Consider the following 26697-nt stretch of genomic DNA (forward strand, 5'->3'; position numbering starts at 1 on the left):
ATAACAGATTTCAAATCTCCTTCTCACGCATCTTTCGGCTCTTGTTGGCAGAATAGAGAGGCAGGAGGAATATTGCCACAAGTCCGCAAATGGTTATCCACAGCGTCTGTATGGTGTGCACAATGAGGGCAAACTGCTCCGCGCTCTCCCGTGCAACAGCAAAAGAGGTCAAGGTAACTATAACCATAAAGTGCCATGCTCCTATACCAGCCTGAACGGGAGCCGCCACAGCAATGCTGCTCATCGTAAATGTGAGCAGACCTATCCCCGGTCCAAGCTCTCGTGTGAACGGGAAAGCATAAAACGTTGTATAGAAAAAGCAGAAATATCCTACCCATATCAAAAGCGTGTACAGCAGGAAGAGCCATTTCTTATCCAGATCTTTGATGCTCAATATCCCTTTCCACACATTCAGGGCAAACTCCTTGATCTTTTTCACAAAAGCGGACTCTCTGGTAAAGTAGTAGAGCACCCCGCAAAGGAGGATAAAAGCCAACAGTCCGACATACAGCCACACGGATGAGAGGAGAGCCAAGATACCGCTTGAGCCTGACGGGGAAGACGAGAAAAATCCGGAGAAGAAATCCAAATTGTATCCCAGCATCAGCACCACGAGCAGACCTACCACCACAACATCCGAAACCCTGTCGACAAGAAGTGTACCCAAGAGTTTGGAGAATCCTATACCCGAATATTGAGACATCGCTCCGCACCTCCACACTTCACCCATACGGGGAAAAGCCATATTCACAGCATAGTTGCCCAATGTTGTGAGTATCGAATGAGCCATGCGGGGAGCCTCGTTTGTTGCCCGAATAAGCAAGTTCCACCTCATGCCCCGAAAGATATTGGCAGCAAGTCCGAATAGCAGAGAGAAAGCAAGCACAGCATAGTCTATATCTTCTCTCAATGTCTTCAAGAGTTCTTGCTTTTCGAGATCGCGGTAGAGCAACCAAAAAATAAAAATTCCAAGAAAGAGTGGCAGCAACACCTTCAAGCTCTTTTTGAAAGCCGGTCTTATAGTCATATCTCTTTTTATATAGCCGCATAAGCGGCTTTTTTGTAATTTTGTCCTATTACTGCGCAAAGATACCAAATAAGATGAAGAGCGTAAGAGCAAAAAAATATTTGGGACAACACTTCCTTCGAGACGAAGATATCGCCTACCGCATAGCCGAGACGATGTCCGGCAGTCCGCTTCCCATTTTGGAAGTAGGACCCGGTATGGGAGTGCTTACGAAGTATCTCCTCCGGATGGGAAGGCAGGTAAAAGTCGCAGAAATAGATACAGAGTCCGTCTCTTACCTCAAAACGCACTATCCTTCGCTGGAAGGAGACATCATCGAAGGCGATTTCTTGCAGATGGATCTCTCCCTCATTTTCGACGGAGAGTCGTTTGCCGTCATCGGCAACTACCCCTACAACATATCCTCACAGATCTTCTTCAAGATTTTAGAGCATAAAGAGTACATCCCGCTATGTAGCGGCATGCTCCAAAAAGAGGTGGCAGAGCGGTTGGCATCCCCTCCCGGGTCGAAAGATTACGGTATTCTGAGCGTCTTCCTGCAAGCGTGGTACGATGTCGAGTATCTTTTCACCGTCGGACGCGAAGTGTTTCTACCACCTCCGAAAGTGCAGAGCGGCGTAATCATCTTACGCCGCAACGGCAGGAAAGAGTTGGGATGCGACGAAAAGATGTTCCGTAGACTGGTCAAGACGGCATTCAATCAACGCAGAAAGACGATGCGCAATTCTCTTCGTCCTCTTCTCGGAACAGACTATCCCGACTATGCAGATCCTGTTTTTAACAAACGCCCGGAGCAGCTCAGTGTAGAAGATTTCATAACTCTAACCCTCCGCCTCACACCTCACATTCTATCGCAACAGAGTGCAGAGACACAGGGTTCTAAAACTTGCTCAGACCTATGATAGACTTTCAAAAAAGCTTTATAGAGGAGCTAACAAAAGAGATAAGCCAAGACAATAAAGCAGCCGTAAAAGAGCTTATAAAGGATCTTTACCCTGCCGACATTGCCGAGCTTTTCACGCTGCTCTCTTTGGACGAGACGCTGTACGTCTATCGGGTTCTGGAAGGAGAGGATGCGGCGGATGCGCTGATGGAGCTGGACGAGGACGAACGTGCTAAAATCCTCGACCGTCTTTCCAGTGAAGAGATCGCCACAACCTTTATCGACAACATGGATACCGACGATGCGGTGGATCTCATGCGTGAGCTGGACGAAGACCAAAAGGAAGACATCCTCTCTCACATCGCGGACGTAGAGCAGGCGGGCGAGATCATCGACCTCTTGAAGTACGATGAAGACACAGCCGGGGGCTTCATGTCCACCGAAATGATCGTGATAAATGAAAACTGGAGTATGCCCAAGTGCGTGGAAGAGATGCGTGCGCAGGCAGAAGAGTTGAATGAAATTTATTACATCTACGTGGTGGACGATCAGGAGAGACTGCGTGGAGTGCTGCCCATAAAGAAGGTAATCACCAACCCGTCCGTTGCCAAAGTGAAGCACGTGATGAAGAAAGATCCTATCTCCGTCCGGGACAATGAACCGATAGAAGAGGCCATCAACGTGATCGAAAAGTACGACTTGGTAGCTGTTCCCGTAGTAGACGAGATAGACAGACTCTTAGGGATCATCACCGTGGACGATGTCGTGGACAAGATGCGCGATATTCATGAAAAGGATTACCAACTTGCATCCGGTATCACGCAAGACATCGAGACAACGGACAACATCGTTCGCCAAACCGCTGCACGCCTGCCGTGGCTGCTGATAGGTATGGCAGGAGGGATAGGCAACTCCGTCATCCTCGGCGGTTATGAGCATATCTTTGCTTCCAATCCTACGCTACCGCTCTTCATTCCGCTTATCGGGGGAACGGGAGGAAACGTCGGGATACAATCTTCGGCAATCATCGTGCAAGGTCTTGCCAACAATACCATCAAGGAGGGATCGCTTTGGAGCCTTGTAACAAAGGAGATTGCCGTCTCATTGATCAACGCCAGCATCATCTCTTTGGTCGTATTTGTGTACAACTACTTCTATCTCAAAGATATGATCGTAATGGCATCGGTCTCCATTTCTCTCTTTTCCGTGGTCATGTTTGCGAGTATATTCGGCACATTTGTCCCTTTGATGCTGGAGAGATTCAAGCTTGACCCTGCAAGAGCAACGGGTCCGTTCATCACCATCAGCAACGACCTTATAGGTATGTTTATCTATATGTTGGTTACCTCCATGCTTACCTCCTATTTCCTTGCATAACGGCAGCAGTTTGGAAGAGCAGTGGAGAGACTCTTTTTCACCTCTTTTTTGTTCCGATTTTGGTCAGAATTATGCCCCCCTTCCGATGGGAGCTTTTATATAAAAACGCCTCTTGAGAAATCTCTCTTGAGGCGTCTCTTTTTTCTGCTGTTTTTTGATGAAACATTTCATTAAAAGGAATAATCATCTGACAATAAAGCAGATAATGAAAATCTTAAATTTGGCATCGGCTCTCTCTTTGTGCGGTTTCATGCCCCAAATTCGCGTTAATAAAAATCAAAATCGAAGCACTCGTCTGTAAACATATCCTAATGCAGATTTTCTCCTTTTTATGTCTCCAAAAGCACAAAAACGGCTAAATCTCTAATAATCAACAGATAGAACAAAAATTCTAAACACGTTAATTGAATCCGGTAAACGTATTAAATGAAATCGGTAAACACGTTTATTGATTTCGGTTAATACTTTAAGCCGACAAAATATACTGCTTTATCGTTTTGAATGAACAGGTATCGAAAATGGTGTTAACAAACCGGGGCGAATTTAACAGTCCGGTCGTGCTCCGGAAATGACCCCTCCGACCAAAATAGAGAACAAGAAAAAAGTGAGCATTTTTCGGGATGGAATATATAAAAAAAGCCCTCCGAAAAGGGCTTCTTAAAGGTGCGGGAAAAAGGCTTACACAAGAGGTCAGCCCCTCTTAAGAGGAAGGATTTCTATCCAGTATCCGTCGGGGTCGGAAATGAAGTAGAGACCCATGGATTCGTTTTCGTAGCAGATGCAGTCCATCTGACGGTGATACTCTCTTGCTTCATCGTAGTCTCCCGGAACTCTTACGCAGAGATGAAACTCGTTATCACCCAGATTATAGGGTCTGTCCCAATCTCTTAACCATGTCAGCTCAAGCGTAAATCCGGTCTTGCCATCCCCAAGATAAACAAGGATGAAAGAGCCGTCGGATGCCTCTTTTCTACGTACTTCTTTCAGGCCGAGAGCCTGTTCATAAAACTTCAGACTGAGCTCCAAGTCTGTTACGTTATAGTTAAAATGGTCGAACTGTGCAGAAATCATGTGATAAATATTTGGTATTAGTTTATACTGTGATTGAAGATATTGTCTCGAATGGTACTTGAACGATGCCGGGCGATGCACTCTCAGGCTTATCCGCCCATACCAATACTCCGTTATCCAAAGGTATTGCCGTTGCTTCCACAGACAGAGGAGGCTTCTCCCCTGAGGGGGATGCAAAGAAAAGCAGCCGCAATGGTGCTGCGGAAAGGACTCTCTGCAATATGATTCTGTTCTTGAACTCCGTCAGCCCTCTATGGCTCACATACTTATAGACAGCCTCTTTTGCCGACCACAATATACCGAAAGAGAGCTCTTCTTTCTCGATAAAAGCGTACTCCTGCTCGTGGACAAACTTCTCTGCAAGCCGTTCTGCCCGTTCGGGATTATCCTCTATGTCTATCCCCGAAACCGGCCCTGTAAAAGAAACAGCAACGGCAACATGATGCAGCGAGTGCGACACAGAGATACGACACTCCGGCATCTCCGGAACAAAAGGACGCCCCGACTCCAAGTGAGCATAACGCTCCGTCAGTCCGGGAAAAGCATACCGCAGAAGCTGCTGAGCCGTCCGATGCCTGAACGCCTGCCATTCACGGCGTTCGCCTAAAGATTCATCCGGAATCTTTGTGATGAAAATGCGTCTCTCTTTCTCCTCCGGACTATTCCACATCAGGGTCTTGGAAGAATTTTACTTTGGATATACGTCTCCGTCCCATCTCCAATATCATGAAGTTGTACGGCGGTACGGAGATTGTCTCTCCCTTTACCGGAAAATCTCCTTTAGCCTCCAAGATGAGACCGCCTAAGGTATCGACCTCTTCTCCCTGCTCCAATATATCGGGGTCTGTAATCTTTGTTACCTTGAGAAAATCGGTAAGAGAGATTTTGGCATCAAAGATGATCGAACCGTCATTCAATATTTTGTAAGGCTTGCTTTCCTCATCATACTCATCGGAGATCTCACCCAAAACCTCCTCAAGAAGGTCTTCGAGCGTAACAAGACCGCATGTACCGCCAAACTCATCCACGACAATAGCCATGTGCATCCGCTGACGGCGAAACTCCTCCAAGAGATCGTCGATCTTCTTTGTCTCCGGTACAAAAAATGCTTCCCTTATGATCTTCTGCCATTCAAAGGTGGCAGGCTCGGAAAGATGAGGAAGCAGATCTTTGATATAGAGGATGCCGCGCACGTTGTCAATGCGTTCTTCGTACACCGGGATGCGGGAATATCCGTTCTCTTTCACGAATGAGAGAACCTCGTCATAAGGTGTATTGTAAGGAAGACTCACCATATCCATGCGAGGTGTCATAACATGAGAGACGGTGGTACTGTAAAATTTTACAATCTCGGTCAGTAGTCCCTTCTCCTCTTCAGCATCTGTGGTGAGCTGAATAGCCTTGTTCAGCTCTTCGGGACTCAGCTCATACTTCTTGTACCCAATGCCTTTGCCCACAATGGATCCGAGATAAACAAGAAATTTACTCAGCGGATAGAAGATCTTCTTAAAGACAGCCATTACGGGAGCAGAAGACCTTGCAATCTGCAACGCACGCTGTTGGCAGTATATCTTGGGCAGGATCTCTCCGAACAGCAGAAGCAAAAAAGTAAGACCTATGACCTGGAACAGAAATCCCATCATAGGTGCTGCGGAGAAGTCGAAAACACTCTGAAAGATATAAGTGGTGAGCATCACGATAGCCACATTGACAAGGTTATTGCCGATTAGGATAGTGCCCAAAAGATGTTCGGAGTCTCTCAGAAGATGTTCCAGAGTATGATCATTGGTGTGTTTTTGCTCCTTTATCTCTTCCACTTCTTGAGGAGAGAGTGAGAAGAATGCCACTTCGGAGCCGGACATGAATGCCGAAAGAAAGAGTAGCAGAATACTTATAGCTATTGCGATGTATATAACCAAAGAGAGTGGCATTACCTCTATGGCTGAAAAAAGCGAGGATAAACTACCGTCAGGGTCCACGTAAACTTTTGTGATGTATTGGTTTGCTGCGCTAAGATACAAAAAAAGGGATAACCCGAATTGAAAGCAGTAAAATATCTATATTTGTATCGAAACACCACACAACACATACAATGGGCAGAACTATCCATACAATGTTGCCTCTCTTGATGCTTCTTCTCGTTGCTTCATGCGGTCGGCAGGCAGACAGAGTAAGTTGGAGAGAGGGACGGGGACGCTCACAGGTCTACTTGGAAAGGATTACAGACTCCAACTACAAGCTTCACATGGTAAACTGTAGAGGCAACCGCTCCTCGTGGGACCTGCCTTATCCGGTTTACAGATTCGATTACGGCGATATTTGGGGCGATTCCACTCCGGAGATAGTAGTGGGTGTAGAAAAAAGTACAAGATTCGACCCTGTCGTGCGTAAGCGTCTATTCTTGTATCGCATTGCAGACAATCTTTATATCCGTCCCCTTTGGCTCGGCTCCCGAATGGGTGGTCCTCTGTACGATTTCCGTGTAGACAGGAGTTGTTCTCCTGCTCGTGTGCGAACGATAGAGCAGGAGCCTTCGGGCAGTTATTTGGTTTCAGAATATCAGTGGAGGGGCTTCGGTCTCAAATTTGTTTCTTACATCGCGCGAGAGATAACGGAAGAGGAGGCAAAAAAGATCTTGTAAGAAAGAGTTTCTGCCCCATACCACCCAAACAACAAACGGCTTAAACATACATTTTTAAACTATAACCTCATGAAAAAATTAGCATCTGTCATCTGTCTGATACTTGTCATTGCCATCGGAGGATGTACTTCAAAAAAAGAAAATAGCGGTGAGACTCCGGCGGAAAAGAGTGTCCCATTTTTTGGGGATTCTATGCTGCCACGCTCATTAGACCTTAATCAAGAGATCGAAGCCTATACAATGGAGGAATTGTTGCTATTGCGAAACTATCCGTATGCCATTCACGGACTCTACTTCATGGATGCAAACATCAACGGATTCTTCTCAAGCAGCACCGACTGGTACACCAAACTGTACGAAGAGGCCTTTGAACAGTCCGAAGAGAACGGCACACACTTCCCGACAGAGTACAGCGATATCACGCTCTCTCCCGAAGAAGCCGCTTTTGTTGCCAGAGTGGATAAGCGGATAGAGGAGCTTAAAAAAGAGCAATACATAGTCAAAGGCAATCTTCGTTTGGGCAAGACCAAAATGATCGTAAACGATCGGCAGTTTCCCGAAGTGGATTCCCTGTTCATGAAGAACCTTGAAGCTTTCAACTTTACCATCGCTTACGGCACGCACGAACAGCTGTTCCATCTGTACGAACAGAACGACTATGAGAACATCCCAAGCTTTATCACCACCGATCTTTTCCTGCAAACCTTCCACATGTACTTCTCTTATGTGCTGAAGTCTCTGGAAAAAGAGATCTTCATACCTGCCATAACAGAAATCTCCGAAAGCATGTACAGAAATGCCACACGCATTTCAAAGGAGACGGGAGAAGAGAAAATAAAAGCACTGGCAGAATACACCGCAGCGTTCTACGCTATTCCGTACTATCTTCTAACGGGAGAAAAACTGCCGGTAGCGGAAAAATATGAAAATGCCGTAGCAGAAGAGATCAAAAATATACTCAAAGAGAAAAGCTCCATGTCGGCTTTTCTTGCCACAGGTGCGGATTTCCCATTCGATTTATTCAAACCAAGGGGCAATTATACACGTTCGGAGCAGACCAAAGCCTATTTCCGTGCAATGATGTGGCTGCAAGTTGCCTACTTCTGCCTCGATGGCGATGAAGACTTTGAGAAAACACTCTTTCAAGCGATCCTTTTAAGAGACAGCAAAACCAGAGAGGGCAAATCTATCGAAGCCCTCTATGATGGCATGTATAGCCAAACGGTATTCCTCGTAGGTGAGTCGGACAACCTCTCCGTCATGGATGTTGTCGGTATCATGCGTAAGAAAAACATCTCAAAAATGGGTGAAGCATTAAGTGCAGAGGGCATTGCCACAATCCGTAAAGAGATGAAATCTCTTGCATTACAGAAGAACAAGATTTCGCCGAAGATAGAACTTACTTGCCATGATAAGATCAACTTCATGCCTCAACGCTATCTCCCCGACAACGAGATCCTGCAAGAATTGGTGGATATAACCCCTGATAGCAAGAGAGCATTCCCTAAAGGCCTTGATGTTTTCGCTGCTAACGGCTTGACGCAAGCAGAGGATATTCTGAAAAACTTCTATAAAGAAGAGGAGATGTGGAGCGGTTACTCCGGCGAGTTGGATAGCCTTAAAGAGAAATTCCGCACCTACAAACCGGCAGAGCCACCGCTATACAACAGATGGTTGGAATCGCTGTTTACAATGGTACGTATGGACAAAAATGTTCCGGACTTCATGAAGACCAAGGAGTGGGGATACAAGAACCTCAACACAGCATTGGCTTCATGGGCAGAGCTGAAGCACGATGCCATTCTCTATGGAGAGCAACCGGTTGCTGCCGAATGCGGTGGAGGCGGTCTTCCGGACCCTTACGTCAAAGGATATGTAGAGCCCAACCTTCCTTTCTGGGAGAAGATGAATGAGATCCTGGATGTAACGAAAGCGTTGCTTGAGAAGCACAACTGTCTTACCAAAGATTTAGAGTCGAAAACAGATCAGCTTCAAGGACACATCCTGTTCCTCATAGATGTAACCAAGAAAGAGCTTGCAGGAGAAAACCTGACAGAAAACGACCACCTGATGATAGGGGTTTTGGGAAGCTACATAGAGGACTATACCCTGTCGATATTGGATCCGGGAACGTTTTTTAGTTCTTGGACCTATGTAAAAGGTCCCGATCGCTCCGTTGCGGTTGTGGCAGACATCTATACTCGCAATGTACTGGAATGTAACAAACAAGGTGTATTGCACGTGGGTACAGGCTATGTCAATCCTATCTATGTCGTAGTGGAGATAGACGGATTCCTTTATCTCACACGCGGTGCCACCTTCAGCTACTATGAGTTTGTGCGTCCGCTCAACGAACGACTCACTGATGAAGAGTGGCAAAAACTACTTGAAGAGGAGAAAGCTCCAGGCATACCGGATTGGATGAAGCCTCTCGTGGTGGGCAAAGCTCCTAAATCTGACGACAGAGAACAGTACAGCTCCGGATGCTGACAAGAGCCATCCTGAACATAGTATGCCTGCTGCTCTCCGCCTCTATGACAATAGCAGCCCAAACATCCGGAGAGGAGACTCTCTCCATACTCTTTACGGGCGATGTCCTGCTGGATAGAGGCGTAAGGAAAGAGATAGAAAGAAGAGGGATCGATGAGCTTTTCTCATCGGTCTCTCCTCTGTTTTATAAGGCGGATGCCACGGTGATCAATCTGGAATGCCCCTTAACCACTCTTCGCACACCGATAAACAAGCGGTTCATCTTCCGAGGAGAGCCGGAGTGGGCAAAGGCTCTGGCAAAAGCAGGTATCACGCACGCCGCGATGGCGAATAACCACACCAACGATCAGGGAATCGGAGGCATTCGAGACACTTACAGGCATCTCAAAGCATCGGGCATAGCTCCGCTCGGCTACGGATACACGGATGCCGAACGCTCCACTCCTGTTGTCATCAGCAAAGGAGAGGTAAAAGTGGCACTCTTCAATACGGTACTCATCCCGTTGGAAGGGTGGTTTCCTCTGCCAGAAAAGCCGGGAATATGCCAACATAGTGCTTCCAGGCTCTCCGAAGCGATACAGGCATACAAAAGCAGAAACCCGAAAGCCTATGTTGCGGTAGTGGTACACTGGGGCGTAGAGTACCGGACACGTCCCTCCGTAAGGCAGGTAAGGGATGCTCGAATCCTTTTACAGGCAGGAGCGGATATCATTGTGGGACACCATCCGCACGTACTCCAGCCGATCCGCAAAAGAGGAAAGATGTACATCTGTTACAGCTTGGGCAACTTTGTTTTTGACCATAAAGGCGAGCAGGAATCGACCTCACTCATTGTGAGATTCGACTTCTCTCCCAACGGCATATCCTGCCACACCTACGATGTGAAGATTGTAGACTGCAAACCTACCCTTACAAGCTCTACCCCCTCTTCTCTCTAAACCTTTTCCTTCTCTCGTTTCGGCTCACATTTTTCTCTTGCCGGAGTGATTGGCGGACATCATTGGAGAAATTTTTAGGTAGTTTTTATACAAAGACGGAAGCCGTCCGGGAAGGCGATTTTTCCCCTCCGCTTTCTCCTCTTTTCAGGTCATCACGAAGCATAAAGTCCGTATTCTATTCATAACCAACAGAATATAAAAGAGCCCGATTCTCAAACTTTTTTCCCCTCGGACGGATTCATGGGCATAATTTTGGTTAATAAACAGCCATTTTAGAGCTGCCGTCTGTTAATAAAGATCAATGTTAAAATCGCCCCGAAAAGGGGCAAAATCAGGGAAAAATCAGTAAAACTCTGACAATCAACCCTTTTCGATAAAAATCTAAATACGTTTATCGAATCCGGTAAACGTGTTTAATGAAATCGGTAAACGTGTTCACTGAAAAATTAAACACGTTAAGCCGACAAAATATGCTCGTTTAGCGTTTTTGCTTAACAGGTATCGAAATTAGTGTTAATAGGACAACCCCGATTTAACACAATTCTCGGCTCTCAAAACAGAGGTGAGAATCAAAATAGAGAGAGCCGGAAAGGGGGAATTTTCGGCGGGATGAAATATATAAAAATTGCCTGTTGCTACTCCTTTTTCTTAGCCCCTTCCACCTCCATATAGAAGAGGTACATTCCGTCTAAAAGAGTAAAAAGAATCGCCATCATCTGGAGAGTGATCTGATCGGTAAGGAACATCGTAACGACAGAAAAGAGAAACAGCAGATAGAAAAGCGGTATCTTGAACAGACTCTTGATTTTACACTTCCACACAGGCCATAGCATCGAAACAGCGACAATAAGCGAAAGATAGAGCAAAATCGTGATCGCAAACTGCGGCATACGCATCATGATGACCAGGAAAAAAGCAGCCGCAAGAAGGGCAAACACCACGATATATCTGTAAAGAGCTTTCTTGTGAAAATCCATAGGAGAATATTGTTCCCGTTTCGGGGCTGAAGATGATGGGCAAAAGCAACCGAAAAAGGAGATAAAACAACACTTTTTCAAGACTCTAAGTTAGTGATTATTTTTTCATCAATAGACTAAAAATATTTATCTTTGAACGATAAAAAGCCAATCCGCAATGCAGTTAAAAGCAATAAAGGATCGGCACCGGTGAGAATGAGAGAAAAGTCCGATAATACCGCTCCGAATCCGGAGCCACAAGAGAGAGAACACACGGCAGGAGTTTGGTACAGCAAAGAACGCTTGCATGAAGTCCTTTTCGGTACAAATACTCCGGCAGGTAAACGATTCGATAAGATCCTCCTCGTAATGGTGGCTCTCAGCGTTCTTGTAGTCTTCATAGACTCAAGCGTAGGTGTGGAAAGCCCGTGGAAGCAGGTATGCAATGTTTTGGAGTGGATATTTACGCTTCTCTTTACCATAGAGTATCTGCTTCGGCTCTACTGCTCCAAGAAAGTGATGCAGTACGCTTTCTCTTTCTACGGGATAGTGGATCTGCTCTCAACCCTTCCCACCTACCTTGCCATCGCATTCTCAGGAACGCACTATATGTTGGTGCTCAGAGTGCTTCGCTTACTGCGTCTGTTCCGGGTGTTTCGTATGGGTGGCGCCATACAGCAAAGCCATCTGCTCTACGGAGCTATACGAAAGAGTACACCGAAGATAGCGGTATTCATGCTCTTTATTGTCGTTTTGGTATCCATCTTAGGCTCTCTCATGTATCTTGTGGAGGGGGATGTGAACCCGATGTTCAACGACATTCCACGATCCGTTTACTGGGCAGTGATCACCATAACCACGGTGGGCTATGGAGATATTACGCCCGTGACATGGGCGGGTCAGCTTATATCCATGGTGGTGATGCTGTTGGGGTATTCCATCATTGCAGTACCGACAGGTATCGTCAGCTCCGAACTCACAAGAGCCGAACGGCACAGAAGAGATCTCGAAAAGAAAACAAAGAAGCAGTCCGACGGCACCACTGCCCCGGCTGCATCCATCTACTGCTATGCGTGCGGACATCCGTCCGAAGACCCAGAAGCAGTCTATTGCAGCCGTTGCGGTACTCTCATACTGAGACCGAATGCGGACGACGAACAGGATGAATCATATAATACTTAACAACCAATATTTACAAATTCGCTTATGAAGACAAACAAATGGCTTATAGCCATGACGGCAGCGATGGTAGTATCCGTTACGATACCGGGTGCACCTGCCGTTCTTGCTCAAGAAAAGGGGCAGGAAACCAAGACAGAAAAGAAGGAGAAGAAAAGCAGCTGCATCTCCAGAATCTTTATGTCTAAGAGAGCAAAGCAGAAAAAAGCCGCAGAAGAGGCAGCTAAGAATGCCAAGCCGGATCCGGAAGCTGAGAAGTTTAAGGCAGCGGTAAAGGATGCGAAAGAGAGCCAAGGGCTTTTCACCACTTATTTGGACGATAAAGGCATGCTTCATCTTGCTTTGCCAGAAGAGATCTTTACAAATAACGACAACTTCTTGCTCTCCAACAGAATCTCTAAAACGAGCAACCCGAATGAACATGTGGCAGGACAGATGGTTACAGATCCTTTCCTTGTTCGCTTCACAAAGGATAAGCAGTCCGTCTATATGCACGAGGTGAACACTTATATCTCGGTTGCAGCCAACGACCCTATCATTCCCTCTTTCAAGAAAAACTATCTGGACCCGATCATCCGCGTATTCCCGATAAAGGGTACAAAGGATGGTAAGGTACTCATAGACGCTACTCAAATCTTCGTTGGAGGCGAACGCTATCTCTCTCCGGTGGGTACACGCACAAAGATGCCTACCGCTCCGCTTCCCGGCGGATCGAGAATAACTTCCGTGAAAAACTTCCCAAAGAATATCGAAGTAAAGAGTCTGATGTCTTACAGAACAGATCAAGCCTACACTCTTGAAACACACCGCTCGCTTGTCCTACTGCCAAGAGAGCCGATGCAATCTCGTTTGCAAGATAACAGAGTGGGTTACTTCAGCTCTTATCGCACTCGTTTCACAACGGATAAAGATAAGATAGAAAACTTCCAAATCATTCACCGCTGGAGAGTAGAGCCTAAAGACTCTGCCGCCATGGAGGCTTACAAGCGCGGAGAAGTGGTAGAAGTGAAGAAGCCTATCATATTCTACGTGGACACCGTATTCCCTAAGAAGTGGAGACAATCCATTCTTGATGGTGTGGAAGACTGGAACACGGCTTTTGAAGCTGCCGGATTTAAGAATGCCGTAGTAGCTAAGCTCTACCCGAATGCACAGGAAGATCCTGAGTTTGACCCGGACGACTTGCGCTACTCATGTATCAAGTACGCTGCGACAGAAGTACCAAACGCCATGGGACCAAGCTATGTAGACCCTCGCAGTGGTGAGATTCTGAATGCCGATGTGATATGGTATCACAACGTTATAAGCCTTCTACACGACTGGAGATTCGTTCAGACAGCCGCTGCAGACAAGCGAGTTCGCACAGATAAGTTCCCGGACGAAGTGATGGCAGAGTCCATGAGATATGTTGCCGCGCACGAAATAGGACACACATTGGGTCTTATGCACAACATGGGTGCGTCTTACTCTTTCCCTATCGACTCTCTGAGAAGTCCGTCATTCACTCAAAAGTATGGTACTACTCCAAGTATCATGGACTATGCACGTAACAACTTCGTGGCACAACCGGGCGACTTGGAAAGAGGTGTGCGCCTTACTCCTCCGAATCTCGGTGTTTATGACATTCACGCTATCAATTACGGCTACCGTCTGATCCCCGGCACTAAAAATCCTGAAGATGAAAAGGCAACACTTCGCAAGTGGATAGAAGCCAAAGATCATGATCCGATGTATCGCTTCGGTGCACAACAGATCATCTCATTAGACCCGACAGACCAAATGGAAGACCTGTCCAACGATCACATCAAAGCCGGAGATCTTGCTATCAAGAACCTTAAGTTCATCATGGCAAACTACGAAAAGTGGTTGCAAAAAGATAAAGAGCGTACAGACGATCTACTGGATGTGCAAAATGCTATCGCCATGCAGTATTTCAGACATGTAGGTCATGTTATTCCTCATCTCGGTGGCATCATTTATACTGAAAACAGACAAGGCGACAGCCAAAATGCCGTAACGTATGAGCCGAAAGCGAAACAGAAACAAGCGATGAACTGGTTGGACAATCAGTTGCGCACTTACCGCTCATGGCTATTCCCTGAGGCACAATATCTGAAGTACGGCACACGTCTCGCACTTTACGATGTAATGCCTCGTGCCATCATTGGTCAGATCTTTGCCGACTACCGTCTTGCTTTTGTGGCACACGGATACAAGGCAGATCCTAAGAACAACTACTCTTTGGATGCTTACGTAAACGATGCTGTCCGTACGCTGTTCCGCAAGAGCTACGAAGGCAAAAAGCTTCAAGACATAGACCGAGACATCGAAGATGCGGCTCTTAATTCTCTTCTCACTTCATCGGGTCAGGTTACGGTTGTAGTAACTGCACAGAAAAGATTTGAAGAGTTGATGGAAAACGCCAAGCCTCAATGGCAATGCAGCCATGGCTGTACACACAACCACAAGCATAGCGATAACGATGCCGAGCAAGCAGGTAAGGGAGAGACTTCATTCTTCCGTATTCCGGTATTTGCAACTATCCCTACAAATGTGAAGCAAGCTCTCATGTACGAAAAGGTGCGTGAAATACAAACGCTTTACAAGTCCAGACTTGCCACAGCCGCAGATAAGGATAGCAAACGCCACTATGCTTACTGGGTGAATCGTCTGCACAATATCTTGGACAAGAAGTAAAACAAACATGCTATCTGTACAAAATTTAGCTGTTTACTTCGGAGCGGACACGCTCTTTTCGGGTGTCTCGTTTGTGATTAACGCAGGCGAGAAAGTGGCTCTTACCGGATTCAACGGAGCCGGGAAGACTACACTCATGAACATCATAGCCGGAAAGCGTTCTCCCTCTGAGGGTATAGTATCTCTTCCTTCGGGGAGTGTGTTGGGATATTTGTCCCAACACCTCCTTCCCGGAGAGGGGAAAACTGTTTGGGAAGAGACGGAAACCGTTTTCGGTGATATTCTTCAGAAGAAAGCGTATCTGGAATCACTGTCCGGACAGTTGATGAAAAGAGAAGACTTTTCTTCCGACTCATACATGGAGTTAGCCCAGAAAGTGTCTGATCTGACCGATGAAATTGCTATCCTCGACAGCGACAACTACAAGGCACAGATAGAAAAAACGCTTTTCGGACTCGGATTTATCCGAGAAGATTTACACCGTCCCACCTCCGAGTTTAGCGGAGGATGGAGGATGCGGATAGAGTTGGCAAAGATTCTGTTGCGGAAACCCAATCTTCTTTTACTCGACGAGCCTACCAATCATCTGGATGTAGAGTCTATCGTTTGGCTGGAAAACTTTCTGAAACAATCCTCTTCCGCCTTGCTTTTAGTATCGCACGACAAAGCCTTTGTAAACAATATAACCACTCGAACATTAGAGCTTTCCAATAAAAAGATATACGATTACAAAGTACCTTACTCCCAATATCTCACTTTGCGAGAAGAACGCTACGAACAAGAGATGCGGGCTTACGAAAATCAGCAAAAGAGCATCCGTAAGACCGAAGAGTTCATAGAGAGATTCAGGAGCAAGGCTACAAAAGCCGTTCAAGTGCAAAGTCGTGTGAAGCAATTGGAGAAGATCGACCGGATAGAGGTCGATCGCATCGAACGCAGAAGCATACACTTCCGCTTCCCGATGCGCATTGTTTCCGGTGCTTATCCTCTGAAAGTGGAAGATTTAAGGGTCTCTTTCGGAGAGTTGGATGTACTAAAAGGGGCAAACTTAGAGATCAAACGCGGAGAGAAGATCGCCGTAGTCGGAAAGAATGGAGCAGGTAAGACAACGCTTCTTCGGGCAATACTCGGAGAGCTGCCCCATACGGGAGAGATCACATTGGGGCACAATGTCGAAATCTCCTACTTCTCCCAAAATGCCGCATCGCTTTTAGACCCCAAGCTTACCATCTATGAGACCATAGACCGGATAGCCGTAGGGGACATCCGCCTTAGGATAAACGACATCCTTGGTGCTTTCATGTTCGGAGGAGAGACCTCCGAAAAGAGAGTGGAGGTGCTTTCGGGAGGAGAAAAGAGCCGCTTGGCAATGATAAAGCTACTGCTCGAACCGGGCAACCTGCTTATTCTCGACGAGCCGACCAACCACTTGGATATCCACAACAAAGAGGTTCTGAAAGAGGCCATTCTGAACTATGAGGGCACGGTACTCATAGTCTCTCACGACCGTGATTTCCTTTCCGGTCTGGTAACAAAGGTTATAGAGGTCAAAGATGGCATTGCCATCACTCATCTCGGAGGTATAGACTACTATCTTCAGCTACTTCAAGAGCGCATAGAGACTCCCGTTGTCAAAAAGAGTGTACCTGCTGAAAGCGGAGAGATTTCGACCAAAGGAAAAGAAGATTATCAGCGGCAGAAAGAGACGCTAAAGAGAGTACGAAAGTTGGAAAAAGAGCTGGAACAGCTGGAGGAACATATCCAAAAGGAAGAAGAAGAGCTAAAATCCATGGAGGAGAAGTTCGCTCGCAACGAGACCTCACCGGCTCTTCTCGAGCAGTATTCCAAGCTGAGCGAAACGCATAAACGCACATTAGAACAATGGGAAGCCTTGAGCATGGAAATAGAAGAGTGCAGTTAGAAGACCTTTCTGCCGAAGAGATTTTTAAGCTGGTCAGGACTTATGTCGAGCTTTTTCCGCGTGCAGAGCGACGCACATTCCGTAGCTTGGCAGAGCGGCAGCACTATATCTCTGTTTATAAAGAGGGCGGAGAGATCATAGCTGTGGTGATGTCCTATCCTCTTTCCGGCTCTTTTTATATAGAATATCTCATGGTAATGCCCGATTATCAGGGAAAAGGATTGGGGACAAAGATACTCAACGACCTGATGAAAGAGTATGAGGACAAAGATATTGTACTGGAATGCGAACATCCGGAAGCGGGTCAGAACGCTGTCAGACGCATCAAGCTATACCGTTCGCTCGGCTTCGAGCCGGAAGATATTCCTTACTTTCAGCCACCATACCGCCCGGAAGAGTCGCCCACTCCGCTTCTGCTCATGAGAAAAAAGCGGACAGACTCCCCGATAGAGAGTGTTGTATCCGAGCTTTATGCCGTAGTCTATAATGTTTCAGACTTCACTTCTTATGGGAAAGACTTACAATAAAATCATTCTGATAGGTTACGTCGGATCGGATCCGGAGATCAAGTACTACGACTTCACCTCTCTTCGTGCCCACTTTTCGCTTGCAACCAACGAGAGAGGCTACATCAATAAGGAGAACGAAAAGGTAGATCCTCAGACCGATTGGCACTCCATCTCCGCCTTTGGTGCAAATGCCAAGTTCGTGGAGAGCTATGTCAAGACTGGACAGCTGCTGTTGGTAGAAGGGAAGTTGCGCTACAAAAGCACTCCGAACCATAAAGGAGAGATCTCCAAAACACCCATGATCGTTGCCTCTTCCATCGAAATTCTCGGAGACAAATCCGCTTCGTCCCAACCGGAAAAGGACAAAGAGCCGGAAGAAACACAGGAACCGATCCCTTGGGACAAGATGATAGAGACACTGGAAAGCGATGTAAACGATCTTCCATTCTGATTGTTTGAACCGCACTCATCGCCTAAATATCCCCACAAAATAAGAAACAGGGCTGAACTTCCATATTAGTTCAGCCCTGTTTCTTTGCATAAGTTATCAAAAATCACTCTGCGCTCACTCTCTTGTCATCAAACGTTGCTCCGCCATGCGCTCGTACTTCGTATCGGGACGACCATAGTTGGCATACGGATAGATGGATATTCCTCCGCGTGGAGTGAATATGCCCGTAACTTCGATATACTTGGGATTCATCAGAGCAATAAGATCCTTCATGATGATATTCACACAATCTTCATGAAAAGCGCCATGATTGCGGAAGCTGAACATATACAGCTTCAAACTTTTACTCTCTACCATCTTCATGTCAGGTATGTAACTGATGCGGATCTCCGCATAGTCCGGCTGACCGGTAATAGGGCAAAGACTTGTAAACTCCGGGCAGTTGAAGCGCACCCAATAGTCATTATCCGGATGCTTATTATCAAAAGCCTCAAGCACCTCCGGTGCATAGTCTTGCTTGTACTCCGTTGTGCGTCCCAGTAGAGAGAGTTGATCCTTTAGTTCTGTCATACGTTTTTTTATCTCTTTCTGTTGTTAAACTATCGGGGATTCCTGTTCGAGAGATACTTCTCCAGTCCTTTGCGTCTGAGTGTACACGCCGGACAGGCACCGCAACCATCGCCCGGAATACCATTATAGCACGTCAAGGTCTTATGGCGTATAAGTTCCAAGACATTCAGTTCGTCCGCCAAAGCCCATGTTTCCGCTTTATCCAGCCACATCAGAGGAGCATGGAGGACAAACTCATCGTCCATGGCAAGATTGAGCGTAACGTTCAGGGATTTGATAAAGCTGTCTCTGCAGTCGGGATAGCCGCTGAAATCGGTCTGAGAGACCCCGGTAACGATATGTCGGATACCCTGTTCTCGTGCATAAACGGCAGCAATGGAGAGGAAAAAGAGATTTCTTCCCGGAACAAAAGTGTTCGGCACACTGTTCTCCGGCTTCTCTTCATCCATCTTTATAGAGCTGTCCGTCAGAGAGTTTCTACCCAAAGAGCCTATAAAAGAGACATCTTTTACCTCAAGAGGGATGCCGGCTTCTGCGGCAATGGAGCGAGCCAACTCTATCTCCTTGACATGTTTCTGCCCGTAAATGAAGCTTATGGCTCGCACGTGAGCGAATGCTCTCTTTGCCCAGAAAAGGCACGTGGTAGAGTCTTGACCGCCACTGAAGACGACAAGAGCCGTATCCCGATACATTGTTACAGGTCTTTTATCTTCAAGACATTGTAAGAGATGTCGGTGTCATAGACATCGATCCCCTCGATTCTCTTGATAGCTTTGACGACACGAATGGTTATAGGCAGAATGATCACCTCATAGAGCGACTTGAGGAAGATCTGCAAAACCATGATTCCGATAATCTCACTCCATCCGATGATACCGCCAAAGGCTATCGGGAAGAAGATCAGAGAGTCGGCTGTCTCACCCACGAGTGTGGAAGCAACGGCACGAGCGGAGAAGTTTTTCCCCTTGGTTGCCACCTTCATCTTACTCATCACATACGCATTAAGGAATGAGCCGACCAGGAAAGCAGTCATACTCGCCACCAAAATACGTGGTGCCATACCGAAAACAAAGTTGAAGTGCTCCTCTCCCTCCCAGAACGAAGCCGCAGGCAAAGCCACAGCGATAAGACCAAGAATACAGACAAAAGCATTCATGGCAAAGCCGCTCCAGATGATGAGACGGGCTTTCTTGAAGCCCCACACCTCTGCGATACAGTCGTTGATAATATAAGAGACGGGAAAGACCAGTAGTCCGGCAGTAACATCAAGCCCTGCAATGTGGATAATCTTAGTCTCAAGAAGATTAGCTGCAATAAGGCAAACATTGAACAATATGCCGAGCAGCATGAAAGGTACAGATACTTTTTCTTTCATTTTTCCTGTTTTTTACGTGGTGTTCTAGAATACACGGCCGCGGTTTGCGACAATAGTTTCGTAAAATTTGGGTGCAAAGGTAAGCAAAAATTCTTTGACACAAAAACATCGTTTCCTCTCATCCCATTCTCTTAAAGCATAAGAATGAGAGGATTATCGAATCCTTAAAAGCTTCTTCTATCTTTTCCTCTTCTCCCAAAGCCTTATGGAACTTCGCTAAACAGATTAAAAAATCCGGCTGAACGCATATATTTTTTGCTCTTAACGGGATTAGTAATTCCAATCAAGTCTCGACTTCCGGAAATCAAACCTTGAATGCCTGAAGTCAAGTCTTGATTTTTGCAAATCAAGCCTCGATTTCATCGCGTGGTCAGCTTCGGAGGATTTTATAAATCCTTTAAGAATACTTTATGAAGCCGTTCGGAAGATTTAAGAGATGGCTTGGTATTGTGAAATATTCTCCTGCATTCATACAGCTCTCTGTGCTTCATCTTTTTAGTCGCTGCTTAATATCTTCTTTGAGGATCCGCTCACAGGCAAAGCAACAATTATTGATAAACCTTTTTCTCCTCTTCGTGGTATAGCCCTTATTGAGTACCTTTGCATTGCCAATCCTGAACAGGGATAAGCAAAGCGATGAAACAGACCGGCTGGATACAGACATTCAAAAACTATCAGCTCCTTTGGGCAATGCTCATAGGCGTGATACTCTATCCCATTTTAAGCAATATGGGGTATCTGATGCCGTGGCTGCTATTTATCCTGCTTACTCTCAACTATACGAAGATCTCTCCCAAAAGCCTTGCGCCATCATGGGTGCATCTGCTCCTGCTGGTGCTTACGCTCATCTGCGGTACGGCAGCCTATCTTGCTCTGAACAAGGTAGACCATTTGCTGGCAATAGGGGCGCTTCTGATTTTTCTTACGCCTACGGCAACAGCTGCGGGTGTTATCACCAACTTTTTGGGAGGGAATATCTCTTTCGTTACCTGCTATCTCTTTTTGGGCAATATCCTCTGTGCGCTGGCTGTTCCGGTAATGGTCTTTGTGGGGGGATTCGATCGGGAGGCGAATACAGTGGAGACGTTTTTCAGCGTGATCTCACAAGTGGCGTTGATGGTAATGGGTCCGCTCGCCATCGTATGGGTGTTGAGATACTTTTTTCCACGACTGCATTCCAAGGTAGAGCATGCAAGCAAATATTCCATACTGGTATGGTCTTTTTCGCTGGCTATAATTGCGGCTACCACTATCCGCTTCTTTTTCGAGCATCGAGAGATGAGCGGCTTCTTTATATCCTCTTCTCTTGCCGTGGCGTTGGTGATCTGCCTGTTCTGCTTTGCTGTCGGAAGATGGATAGGAAAGAGATATGTGGGAAATGCCGTCACGGTGGGGCAGAGCTTTGCACAGAAAAATACGGTATTGGCTATATGGATAGCAACCACGTACATACATCCGTTGGCATCGCTGATCCCGGCGGCATACGTCTTTTGGCAAAATATAGTGAACGCCATACAGCTGGCACAACACCGAAAAAGAGAACAGAATAAGATATGAAACTGAGTAAGAAATGGTTCTTCGCACTGGCAGAAGGAGAGAATGGCAGGACGGTTTTTGTGAACGGCCGTATAGGCATTGCAGAACATAGAGGAAGCGGGAAGTACCCTGTCAGAGTGGATATATTTTGGAAGTACGATGAAGATGCGGAAGGACTCCCCTCGGCAGAAGAGTCGAAGTCGATAGAAGCATGGGGAGATGCCGTTCGTCGTGCCATGGAGAAGAACAAACTTGCCATCTGCGTACTGAAAGCAACGGGAGACGGCGAGGCAAGCTGGTCGTATTACACAAGGAACATAGAGGCTTTTCAAAAGACTCTCAACGAAAGCACAACCGATTTCCCTACTTTTCCGATACGCTGTCATGCGGAACGAGATCCGGAATGGGAAGCCTACGATGAAGTGCTGACCTTGGAGAGCGAAGCCATAGATAAGAGAGAAGATGAGTAGAAAAAGACAAAAGGAAAGAAAGATACTGGAAGCCGTCCGTATAGAAGAGATGGCTGCCGAAGGGAAATCTTTGGCAAGATTGGAGAGTGGAAAGGTGTTGTTTGTACCTTTTACGGCTCCGGGTGATGTTGTCGATGTACAGCTCGGAAGGAGCAGAAGCTCTTTTGCTGAAGGGCGTGTGGTAAAAATGTTAGAGCCGTCTCTGCATCGGGTCGAACCTCGTTGCCGTCATTTCGGAACATGTGGAGGATGCAAGTGGCAACACGTTCCTTATACCATGCAACTGGCGATGAAAGAGCGTCAGGTATATGATCAACTCGAACGGATAGGCAAGATAGAGCTGAAGGACAGGCGCTCTATTCTTGGCTCCAAAGAGATATTCGAGTACCGGAACAAGATGGAATACACTTTCTCCAATAAGCGTTGGGTTACTGCGGAAGAGATGCAGGAGATCGGCGATGGAGATGTTGGTTGCCGGGCGGGATTAGGGTTTCACATTCCCGGTATGTTCGATAAGGTGCTCAACATAGAGGAGTGTCACCTGCAAATAGACCTGTCCAACCGGATCCGTCTATTCGTCAGAGATTTTTGTCTGGCTCGTCCGGGGCAGTACCCGTTCTTCGATCTTAAAGAGCAGGTCGGATATATGCGCAATCTGGTTATCCGCACCTCTTCGACGGGAGAAGTGATGGTGCTGGTCATCTTTCACGAAGAAGACGAAGAGAAGAGCAGGACACTTCTCGATGCCATACTGGAACGGTTTGGAAACGAAATCACTACACTGCTCTACATAGTCAATCCGAAAAGAAACGACACCTACAATGACCTTGACGTGGTAACCTACTACGGTCCCGGATTTATCATGGAAGCCATGGAGGAGTTGCGCTTTAAGGTTGGACCGAAATCGTTTTATCAGACCAACTCCAAGCAGGCTTACGAGCTCTACTCACAAGTAAGAGAGATGGCAGGCATACAGCCTCACGAAGTGGTTTATGACCTGTACACCGGTACCGGGACTATCGCTTGCTTCCTCTCCAAATCCGCTTCAAAAATAGTGGGGATAGAGTATGTCGAAGACGCTGTAATAGATGCAAGGCACAATGCGGAAGATAATCAGCTTGACAACTTGACCTTCTTCGCCGGAGACATGAAAGATGTTCTCAATGATGAGTTTATACGGACACATGGCAAGCCGGATGTGATCATCACGGATCCTCCACGTGCCGGGATGCATCAGGATGTCGTCGAGACCATTCTTCGTGCGGCTCCGGAACGCATCGTGTACGTAAGCTGCAATCCTGCCACACAGGCAAGAGATCTTGCAATGATGGACTCTCATTACAGCGTGGAGCGTGTACAGCCGGTAGATATGTTCCCTCACACCCATCACGTGGAGAATATCGTTTTATTGCACAGACGATAATCGAATTGAAATTATCCCCTCTTATTTGTATTTTTGTATCAGTATTAAAATATAACACGCATACCTTATATTGCTTATGGAAATGAAAACCTCATCTGCAATGGCAGCAGATAACATTCGTGTCTTAGCTCTTTCCATGGTGGAGAAAGCCAAATCGGGACACCCCGGTGGGGCTATGGGCGGAGCAGACTTTGCTCATATTCTCTTCTCTGAGTTTATGGTTTATAACCCTAATGAGCCTCAATGGATCGCTCGTGACCGCTTCTTCCTCGACCCGGGACACATGTCTCCTATGCTCTATGCCACTCTTGCCCTTACCGGAAAGTATAGCATGGAAGAGCTACAACAGTTTCGCCAATGGGGAAGTGTTACTCCCGGACACCCGGAGCTTGATGTGGCTCGCGGAGTAGAGAATACTTCCGGTCCTCTTGGTCAGGGTCATGCTTATGCAGTAGGGGCAGCCATTGCAGCCAAATATATGAAGGCTCATTTCGGAGAGGTTATGCGTCAGAAGATCTATGCTTTCATCTCTGATGGAGGCGTGCAAGAGGAGATCTCTCAAGGTGCCGGTCGTATGGCAGGACACTTCGGTTTGGACAACCTCATCATGTTCTATGATGCAAATAATGTACAGCTCTCCACAACGGTAGAGGAGGTTACATCTGAAGATGTTGCAGCCAAATACAAAGCATGGGGATGGCACGTGATAGACATTAACGGCAATGATCATGACCAGATCCGTGCCGCTCTTCGTGAAGCTAATGCGATAACAGGAAAACCAACGCTTATCATCGGTCGTACCATCATGGGCAAAGGAGCAGTGGGACCCGAAGGAGTCTCTTTTGGAAACAAGGTATCCACCCACGGACAGCCTCTAAGTGCTGCAGGTGCAGATGTCCCGGCAACAATCACAAGCTTAGGCGGAGACCCGGAAAATCCGTTCAGAATATTCCCCGAAGTGGAAGCTCTCTATGCTAAGCGCAAAGAGGAGCTCATCGCTCTCTCCGAAGATTGGAAAAAATCTTTTGCAACGTGGGAACAAGCAGAGCCGGAGCTTGCAAAGAAGCTGTCTCAATGGTGTTCCGGCAAGGCTCCCGAAGTGAACTGGGAAGAGATAGAACAAAAACCGGATCAGGCTACAAGAACTGCATCTGCTACCGTATTGAGCTATCTTGCTCAGCATGTGGAAAACATGATGGTAACAAGTGCAGACCTTTCCAACTCTGACAAGACAGACGGATTCTTAAAAAAGAGCACGACTTTCTCTCGTGACAATTATAAAGGAGCGTTCATCCAAAGTGGTGTGGCAGAACTCACCATGGCGTGTATCTGTAACGGTATTGCACTGCACGGAGGTCTTATTGCCGCATGCGGTACATTCTTTGTCTTCTCGGACTATATGAAACCTGCCGTACGCCTGGCTGCTCTGATGGAGCTTCCTGTCAAATACGTATGGACACACGATGCGTTCCGCGTAGGAGAAGATGGACCGACTCACGAACCGGTAGAGCAGGAAGCTCAGATACGTTTGTTGGAAAAGTTGAAGAATCATTCGGGTCAGAATGCTCTGCTTGCTCTTCGTCCTGCAGATGTACACGAGACAACGGTAGCATGGGAGTTGGCAATGAACAACACCAAAACACCGACGGCTTTAATCCTTTCTCGTCAAAATATAAAGAATCTGCCGGATAGCGACTACGCTAAAGCCCGTAGAACAGCTTTGGGTGCTTATACGCTTATAGGGCATCAAAGTCCGGACATCATCCTGCTTGCTTCCGGTTCGGAGGTATCTACTCTTGTGGAAGGGGCAGAGCTTCTTGAAGCAGAAGGGATACATGCCAATGTGGTATCCGTTCCATCGGAAGGGGTATTCATGAATCAGAACGACTCTTACAGACAGGAAGTTCTTCCTCCGAATGTACCTCGCTTCGGTCTTACCGCAGGTCTGCCCGTTACATTGGAGGGTCTGGTCGGAGCCCACGGAACGGTATGGGGACTGAACTCTTTCGGTTTCTCTGCGCCATATAAGGTGTTGGACGAAAAGCTTGGCTTTACAGCGCAAAATGTTTATACACAAGTAAAGAACCTGCTTGGTAAATAAAGAGATCGCATGGCTACTTCAATGATAGGCATGGCTTGTGATCATGCCGGATATACTTTGAAAGAAGAGTTGAAGAAGATACTCGAAACTATGGGATACACAGTTAAAGATTTTGGTGCTTATAGTGATGAGAGTGTCGATTATCCCGACTTTGCTCACTCTCTTGCAAAGGAGATAGAGCAGGGAAATCTGAGCAGAGGCATTGCCATCTGCGGTTCGGGCAATGGTATCTCCATGACAGCCAACAAGCACTCGAATGTGCGCGCCGCTCTTTGCTGGATACCTGAAATCGCTCGCTTGGCAAGAGAGCACAATGATGCCAATATCCTCTCTCTACCTGCCCGGTTCATTACGACAGAAGAGGCGAAAGAGATCTTGGACATCTTCCTTAAAACTCCCTTTGAAGGCGGAAGACATGAGAGACGAGTTCGGAAGATAGAGCTATCGTAAATCTTGTAATATCAAAAAAGCAAGCCCACTGTATCAGCAGAAACAGTGGGCTTGCTTTTTTATTTCGTTTTGGAACTCTTTTTTCTTCTTTTCTCCCTTCGATGAAAGACACAAAGCGTCCTCTCCATTGAGATAAAAAGAATGGGAAGGACATAGCCGGAAATATAGGATGGCACGTTGGAACGTGAGGCTAAGACTATTGTGATAACCAGGAAGAGAGCAAAAAAGTTCATGACCGATACCTTCTTGCCCATGATACGCACATACCTCTCCTTATCTATGCCAAAAACAAAGAGAGACAGAAGCATCAACCCCAAACCAACGACACAGAAAATAGCAGATGTTACCCACAAAGAGCTGTAATAAGGTAATACTATAAGCAAGGCAACAAGCACCGCATAAGAGAATATTCCCCACAGATACCTCCTGCTATTCTTGTCAAAAAGAAAGAAACCAAAATACAAAACCGGTAGTAGAACCGGGAAGATGTATTGTTGTATTTGTTCTATGCCCATCTCTTCTCTCCGTTTTAGTAAGATTTTTAATAGCTTCCTTATAGGGCAAATATAAGCAAAAGAGACAACTTATATCTGAGTTTATATTACTAACTTCGTGTTTTACAACGAACATAA

Annotated in this window: 24 protein-coding genes; 15 read left to right on the plus strand and 9 right to left on the minus strand. The window is 46.6% G+C overall.

Translation table 11 applies throughout. The annotated features are described in order from the left end of the window. Nucleotides 1-10 precede the first annotated feature (10 nt). On the minus strand, nt 11-1027 hold the full coding sequence (locus HQ39_RS05615; RefSeq protein WP_036864422.1) for a lysylphosphatidylglycerol synthase transmembrane domain-containing protein: 1017 nt from the start codon (nt 1025-1027) through the stop codon (nt 11-13). A 74-nt stretch (nt 1028-1101) separates the two neighbouring features. On the opposite strand from HQ39_RS05615, the gene rsmA reads away from it, so the two are divergent. Together rsmA and mgtE are read left to right on the plus strand one after the other, a co-directional pair. Further along, nucleotides 1102-1929, plus strand: a complete 828-nt coding sequence (rsmA, locus tag HQ39_RS05620; protein ID WP_036864430.1) for a 16S rRNA (adenine(1518)-N(6)/adenine(1519)-N(6))-dimethyltransferase RsmA — start codon at nt 1102-1104, stop codon at nt 1927-1929. After that, the gene (gene mgtE, locus HQ39_RS05625) at nt 1926-3287 is read left to right on the plus strand and encodes a magnesium transporter (protein ID WP_036848386.1); all 1362 of its coding nucleotides are present in this window, start codon (nt 1926-1928) and stop codon (nt 3285-3287) included. Before rsmA ends, mgtE begins: the two co-directional genes overlap by 4 nt. Before the next feature lie 690 nt (nt 3288-3977). Here the strand turns inward: mgtE and HQ39_RS05630 are convergent. The 3 genes from HQ39_RS05630 to gldE are packed head-to-tail and all read right to left on the minus strand — an operon-like array spanning nt 3978 to nt 6337. Further along, complete coding sequence (locus tag HQ39_RS05630) at nt 3978-4358, minus strand: VOC family protein (RefSeq protein ID WP_036864432.1); 381 nt, start codon at nt 4356-4358, stop codon at nt 3978-3980. A 22-nt stretch (nt 4359-4380) separates the two neighbouring features. Further along, nucleotides 4381-5028 (minus strand): 4'-phosphopantetheinyl transferase family protein, encoded by a 648-nt coding sequence (locus tag HQ39_RS09230; RefSeq protein WP_052079469.1) that lies wholly within the window; start codon nt 5026-5028, stop codon nt 4381-4383. After that, on the minus strand, nt 5018-6337 hold the full coding sequence (gene gldE, locus HQ39_RS05640) for a gliding motility-associated protein GldE (protein ID WP_036792590.1): 1320 nt from the start codon (nt 6335-6337) through the stop codon (nt 5018-5020). Before gldE ends, HQ39_RS09230 begins: the two co-directional genes overlap by 11 nt. Before the next feature lie 113 nt (nt 6338-6450). Between gldE and HQ39_RS05645 the strand changes: the two genes are divergently transcribed. The 3 genes from HQ39_RS05645 (at nt 6451) to HQ39_RS05655 (ending at nt 10427) form a co-directional block, all read left to right on the plus strand. Beyond that, the gene (locus HQ39_RS05645) at nt 6451-6999 is read left to right on the plus strand and encodes a nuclear receptor-binding factor 2 (protein ID WP_235317643.1); all 549 of its coding nucleotides are present in this window, start codon (nt 6451-6453) and stop codon (nt 6997-6999) included. Between the two features lie 69 nt (nt 7000-7068). Continuing rightward, entirely contained in the window at nt 7069-9489 is a 2421-nt protein-coding gene (locus HQ39_RS05650) for a DUF3160 domain-containing protein (RefSeq protein ID WP_036864435.1), read from the plus strand. Then, nucleotides 9483-10427 (plus strand): CapA family protein, encoded by a 945-nt coding sequence (locus tag HQ39_RS05655; protein WP_152565513.1) that lies wholly within the window; start codon nt 9483-9485, stop codon nt 10425-10427. Before HQ39_RS05650 ends, HQ39_RS05655 begins: the two co-directional genes overlap by 7 nt. A gap of 635 nt (nt 10428-11062) precedes the next feature. On the opposite strand, the gene HQ39_RS09650 is transcribed toward HQ39_RS05655, so the two are convergent. Beyond that, complete coding sequence (locus HQ39_RS09650; protein WP_036848401.1) at nt 11063-11404, minus strand: hypothetical protein; 342 nt, start codon at nt 11402-11404, stop codon at nt 11063-11065. A 132-nt stretch (nt 11405-11536) separates the two neighbouring features. Between HQ39_RS09650 and HQ39_RS05665 the strand changes: the two genes are divergently transcribed. From HQ39_RS05665 to HQ39_RS05685, 5 genes are read left to right on the plus strand one after another with little or no spacing between them, the layout of a single operon-like run. Beyond that, nucleotides 11537-12565 carry an ion transporter gene (locus tag HQ39_RS05665; RefSeq protein WP_052079471.1) on the plus strand — a complete coding sequence of 343 codons (1029 nt, stop codon included), beginning with the start codon at nt 11537-11539 and terminating at the stop codon, nt 12563-12565. Nucleotides 12566-12589: 24 nt separating this feature from the next. Beyond that, nucleotides 12590-15259: a zinc-dependent metalloprotease gene (locus HQ39_RS05670; protein WP_152565514.1), complete on the plus strand. Its 2670-nt coding sequence runs from the start codon at nt 12590-12592 to the stop codon at nt 15257-15259. Nucleotides 15260-15266: 7 nt separating this feature from the next. Next, a complete protein-coding gene (locus tag HQ39_RS05675; protein WP_036864438.1) occupies nt 15267-17180 on the plus strand; it encodes an ABC-F family ATP-binding cassette domain-containing protein in 1914 nt (637 codons plus the stop codon). Then, nucleotides 17141-17707: a GNAT family N-acetyltransferase gene (locus tag HQ39_RS09235; RefSeq protein ID WP_052079475.1), complete on the plus strand. Its 567-nt coding sequence runs from the start codon at nt 17141-17143 to the stop codon at nt 17705-17707. The genes HQ39_RS05675 and HQ39_RS09235 overlap by 40 nt, the downstream gene beginning before the upstream one ends. Beyond that, the gene (locus HQ39_RS05685) at nt 17688-18140 is read left to right on the plus strand and encodes a single-stranded DNA-binding protein (RefSeq protein ID WP_052079477.1); all 453 of its coding nucleotides are present in this window, start codon (nt 17688-17690) and stop codon (nt 18138-18140) included. The genes HQ39_RS09235 and HQ39_RS05685 overlap by 20 nt, the downstream gene beginning before the upstream one ends. Nucleotides 18141-18254: 114 nt before the next feature. Here HQ39_RS05685 and queF read toward each other — a convergent pair whose 3' ends face one another. Genes queF through HQ39_RS05700 form a run of 3 tightly spaced genes read right to left on the minus strand, consistent with a single transcriptional unit; the run spans nt 18255 to nt 20085 of the window. Further along, nucleotides 18255-18710, minus strand: coding sequence for a preQ(1) synthase (queF, locus tag HQ39_RS05690; protein WP_036790902.1), 456 nt, complete (start codon nt 18708-18710; stop codon nt 18255-18257). Nucleotides 18711-18739: 29 nt separating this feature from the next. Then, nucleotides 18740-19402 (minus strand): 7-cyano-7-deazaguanine synthase QueC, encoded by a 663-nt coding sequence (gene queC, locus HQ39_RS05695; RefSeq protein ID WP_036864441.1) that lies wholly within the window; start codon nt 19400-19402, stop codon nt 18740-18742. Nucleotides 19403-19404: 2 nt separating this feature from the next. Continuing rightward, entirely contained in the window at nt 19405-20085 is a 681-nt protein-coding gene (locus tag HQ39_RS05700) for a queuosine precursor transporter (protein WP_036790894.1), read from the minus strand. A 636-nt stretch (nt 20086-20721) separates the two neighbouring features. Here HQ39_RS05700 and HQ39_RS05705 point away from each other — a divergent pair. The 5 genes from HQ39_RS05705 to rpiB all read left to right on the plus strand — a co-directional run bounded on the left by HQ39_RS05705 (nt 20722) and on the right by rpiB (nt 26065). Then, nucleotides 20722-21642, plus strand: a complete 921-nt coding sequence (locus HQ39_RS05705) for a bile acid:sodium symporter family protein (protein ID WP_036864443.1) — start codon at nt 20722-20724, stop codon at nt 21640-21642. Continuing rightward, on the plus strand, nt 21639-22091 hold the full coding sequence (locus HQ39_RS05710; protein ID WP_036848424.1) for a DUF695 domain-containing protein: 453 nt from the start codon (nt 21639-21641) through the stop codon (nt 22089-22091). Before HQ39_RS05705 ends, HQ39_RS05710 begins: the two co-directional genes overlap by 4 nt. After that, entirely contained in the window at nt 22084-23514 is a 1431-nt protein-coding gene (gene rlmD / locus HQ39_RS05715; RefSeq protein ID WP_036864445.1) for a 23S rRNA (uracil(1939)-C(5))-methyltransferase RlmD, read from the plus strand. The genes HQ39_RS05710 and rlmD overlap by 8 nt, the downstream gene beginning before the upstream one ends. A gap of 76 nt (nt 23515-23590) precedes the next feature. Further along, nucleotides 23591-25615: a transketolase family protein gene (locus HQ39_RS05720; protein WP_036864447.1), complete on the plus strand. Its 2025-nt coding sequence runs from the start codon at nt 23591-23593 to the stop codon at nt 25613-25615. Between the two features lie 9 nt (nt 25616-25624). Then, nucleotides 25625-26065, plus strand: a complete 441-nt coding sequence (gene rpiB / locus HQ39_RS05725; RefSeq protein WP_036790880.1) for a ribose 5-phosphate isomerase B — start codon at nt 25625-25627, stop codon at nt 26063-26065. Between the two features lie 59 nt (nt 26066-26124). Here the strand turns inward: rpiB and HQ39_RS05730 are convergent, their stop codons facing one another. Then, nucleotides 26125-26580 carry a hypothetical protein gene (locus tag HQ39_RS05730; RefSeq protein WP_036790877.1) on the minus strand — a complete coding sequence of 152 codons (456 nt, stop codon included), beginning with the start codon at nt 26578-26580 and terminating at the stop codon, nt 26125-26127. Nucleotides 26581-26697 lie beyond the last annotated feature (117 nt).

It is taken from the genome of Porphyromonas sp. COT-108 OH2963 (assembly GCF_000768895.1).
GTDB lineage: Bacteria > Bacteroidota > Bacteroidia > Bacteroidales > Porphyromonadaceae > Porphyromonas_A > Porphyromonas_A canoris.

Coding starts and splice junctions, on each gene's coding strand:
- HQ39_RS05615 (WP_036864422.1), bottom strand. CDS start 1,027: ATGACTATAAGACCGGCTTTCAAAAAGAGCTTGAAGGTGTTGCTGCCA.
- rsmA (WP_036864430.1), top strand. CDS start 1,102: ATGAAGAGCGTAAGAGCAAAAAAATATTTGGGACAACACTTCCTTCGA.
- mgtE (WP_036848386.1), top strand. CDS start 1,926: ATGATAGACTTTCAAAAAAGCTTTATAGAGGAGCTAACAAAAGAGATA.
- HQ39_RS05630 (WP_036864432.1), bottom strand. CDS start 4,358: ATGATTTCTGCACAGTTCGACCATTTTAACTATAACGTAACAGACTTG.
- HQ39_RS09230 (WP_052079469.1), bottom strand. CDS start 5,028: ATGTGGAATAGTCCGGAGGAGAAAGAGAGACGCATTTTCATCACAAAG.
- HQ39_RS05645 (WP_235317643.1), top strand. CDS start 6,451: ATGGGCAGAACTATCCATACAATGTTGCCTCTCTTGATGCTTCTTCTC.
- HQ39_RS05650 (WP_036864435.1), top strand. CDS start 7,069: ATGAAAAAATTAGCATCTGTCATCTGTCTGATACTTGTCATTGCCATC.
- HQ39_RS05655 (WP_152565513.1), top strand. CDS start 9,483: ATGCTGACAAGAGCCATCCTGAACATAGTATGCCTGCTGCTCTCCGCC.
- HQ39_RS09650 (WP_036848401.1), bottom strand. CDS start 11,404: ATGGATTTTCACAAGAAAGCTCTTTACAGATATATCGTGGTGTTTGCC.
- HQ39_RS05670 (WP_152565514.1), top strand. CDS start 12,590: ATGAAGACAAACAAATGGCTTATAGCCATGACGGCAGCGATGGTAGTA.
- HQ39_RS05675 (WP_036864438.1), top strand. CDS start 15,267: ATGCTATCTGTACAAAATTTAGCTGTTTACTTCGGAGCGGACACGCTC.
- HQ39_RS09235 (WP_052079475.1), top strand. CDS start 17,141: ATGGGAAGCCTTGAGCATGGAAATAGAAGAGTGCAGTTAGAAGACCTT.
- HQ39_RS05685 (WP_052079477.1), top strand. CDS start 17,688: ATGGGAAAGACTTACAATAAAATCATTCTGATAGGTTACGTCGGATCG.
- queF (WP_036790902.1), bottom strand. CDS start 18,710: ATGACAGAACTAAAGGATCAACTCTCTCTACTGGGACGCACAACGGAG.
- queC (WP_036864441.1), bottom strand. CDS start 19,402: ATGTATCGGGATACGGCTCTTGTCGTCTTCAGTGGCGGTCAAGACTCT.
- HQ39_RS05700 (WP_036790894.1), bottom strand. CDS start 20,085: ATGAAAGAAAAAGTATCTGTACCTTTCATGCTGCTCGGCATATTGTTC.
- HQ39_RS05705 (WP_036864443.1), top strand. CDS start 20,722: ATGAAACAGACCGGCTGGATACAGACATTCAAAAACTATCAGCTCCTT.
- HQ39_RS05710 (WP_036848424.1), top strand. CDS start 21,639: ATGAAACTGAGTAAGAAATGGTTCTTCGCACTGGCAGAAGGAGAGAAT.
- rlmD (WP_036864445.1), top strand. CDS start 22,084: ATGAGTAGAAAAAGACAAAAGGAAAGAAAGATACTGGAAGCCGTCCGT.
- HQ39_RS05720 (WP_036864447.1), top strand. CDS start 23,591: ATGGAAATGAAAACCTCATCTGCAATGGCAGCAGATAACATTCGTGTC.
- rpiB (WP_036790880.1), top strand. CDS start 25,625: ATGGCTACTTCAATGATAGGCATGGCTTGTGATCATGCCGGATATACT.
- HQ39_RS05730 (WP_036790877.1), bottom strand. CDS start 26,580: ATGGGCATAGAACAAATACAACAATACATCTTCCCGGTTCTACTACCG.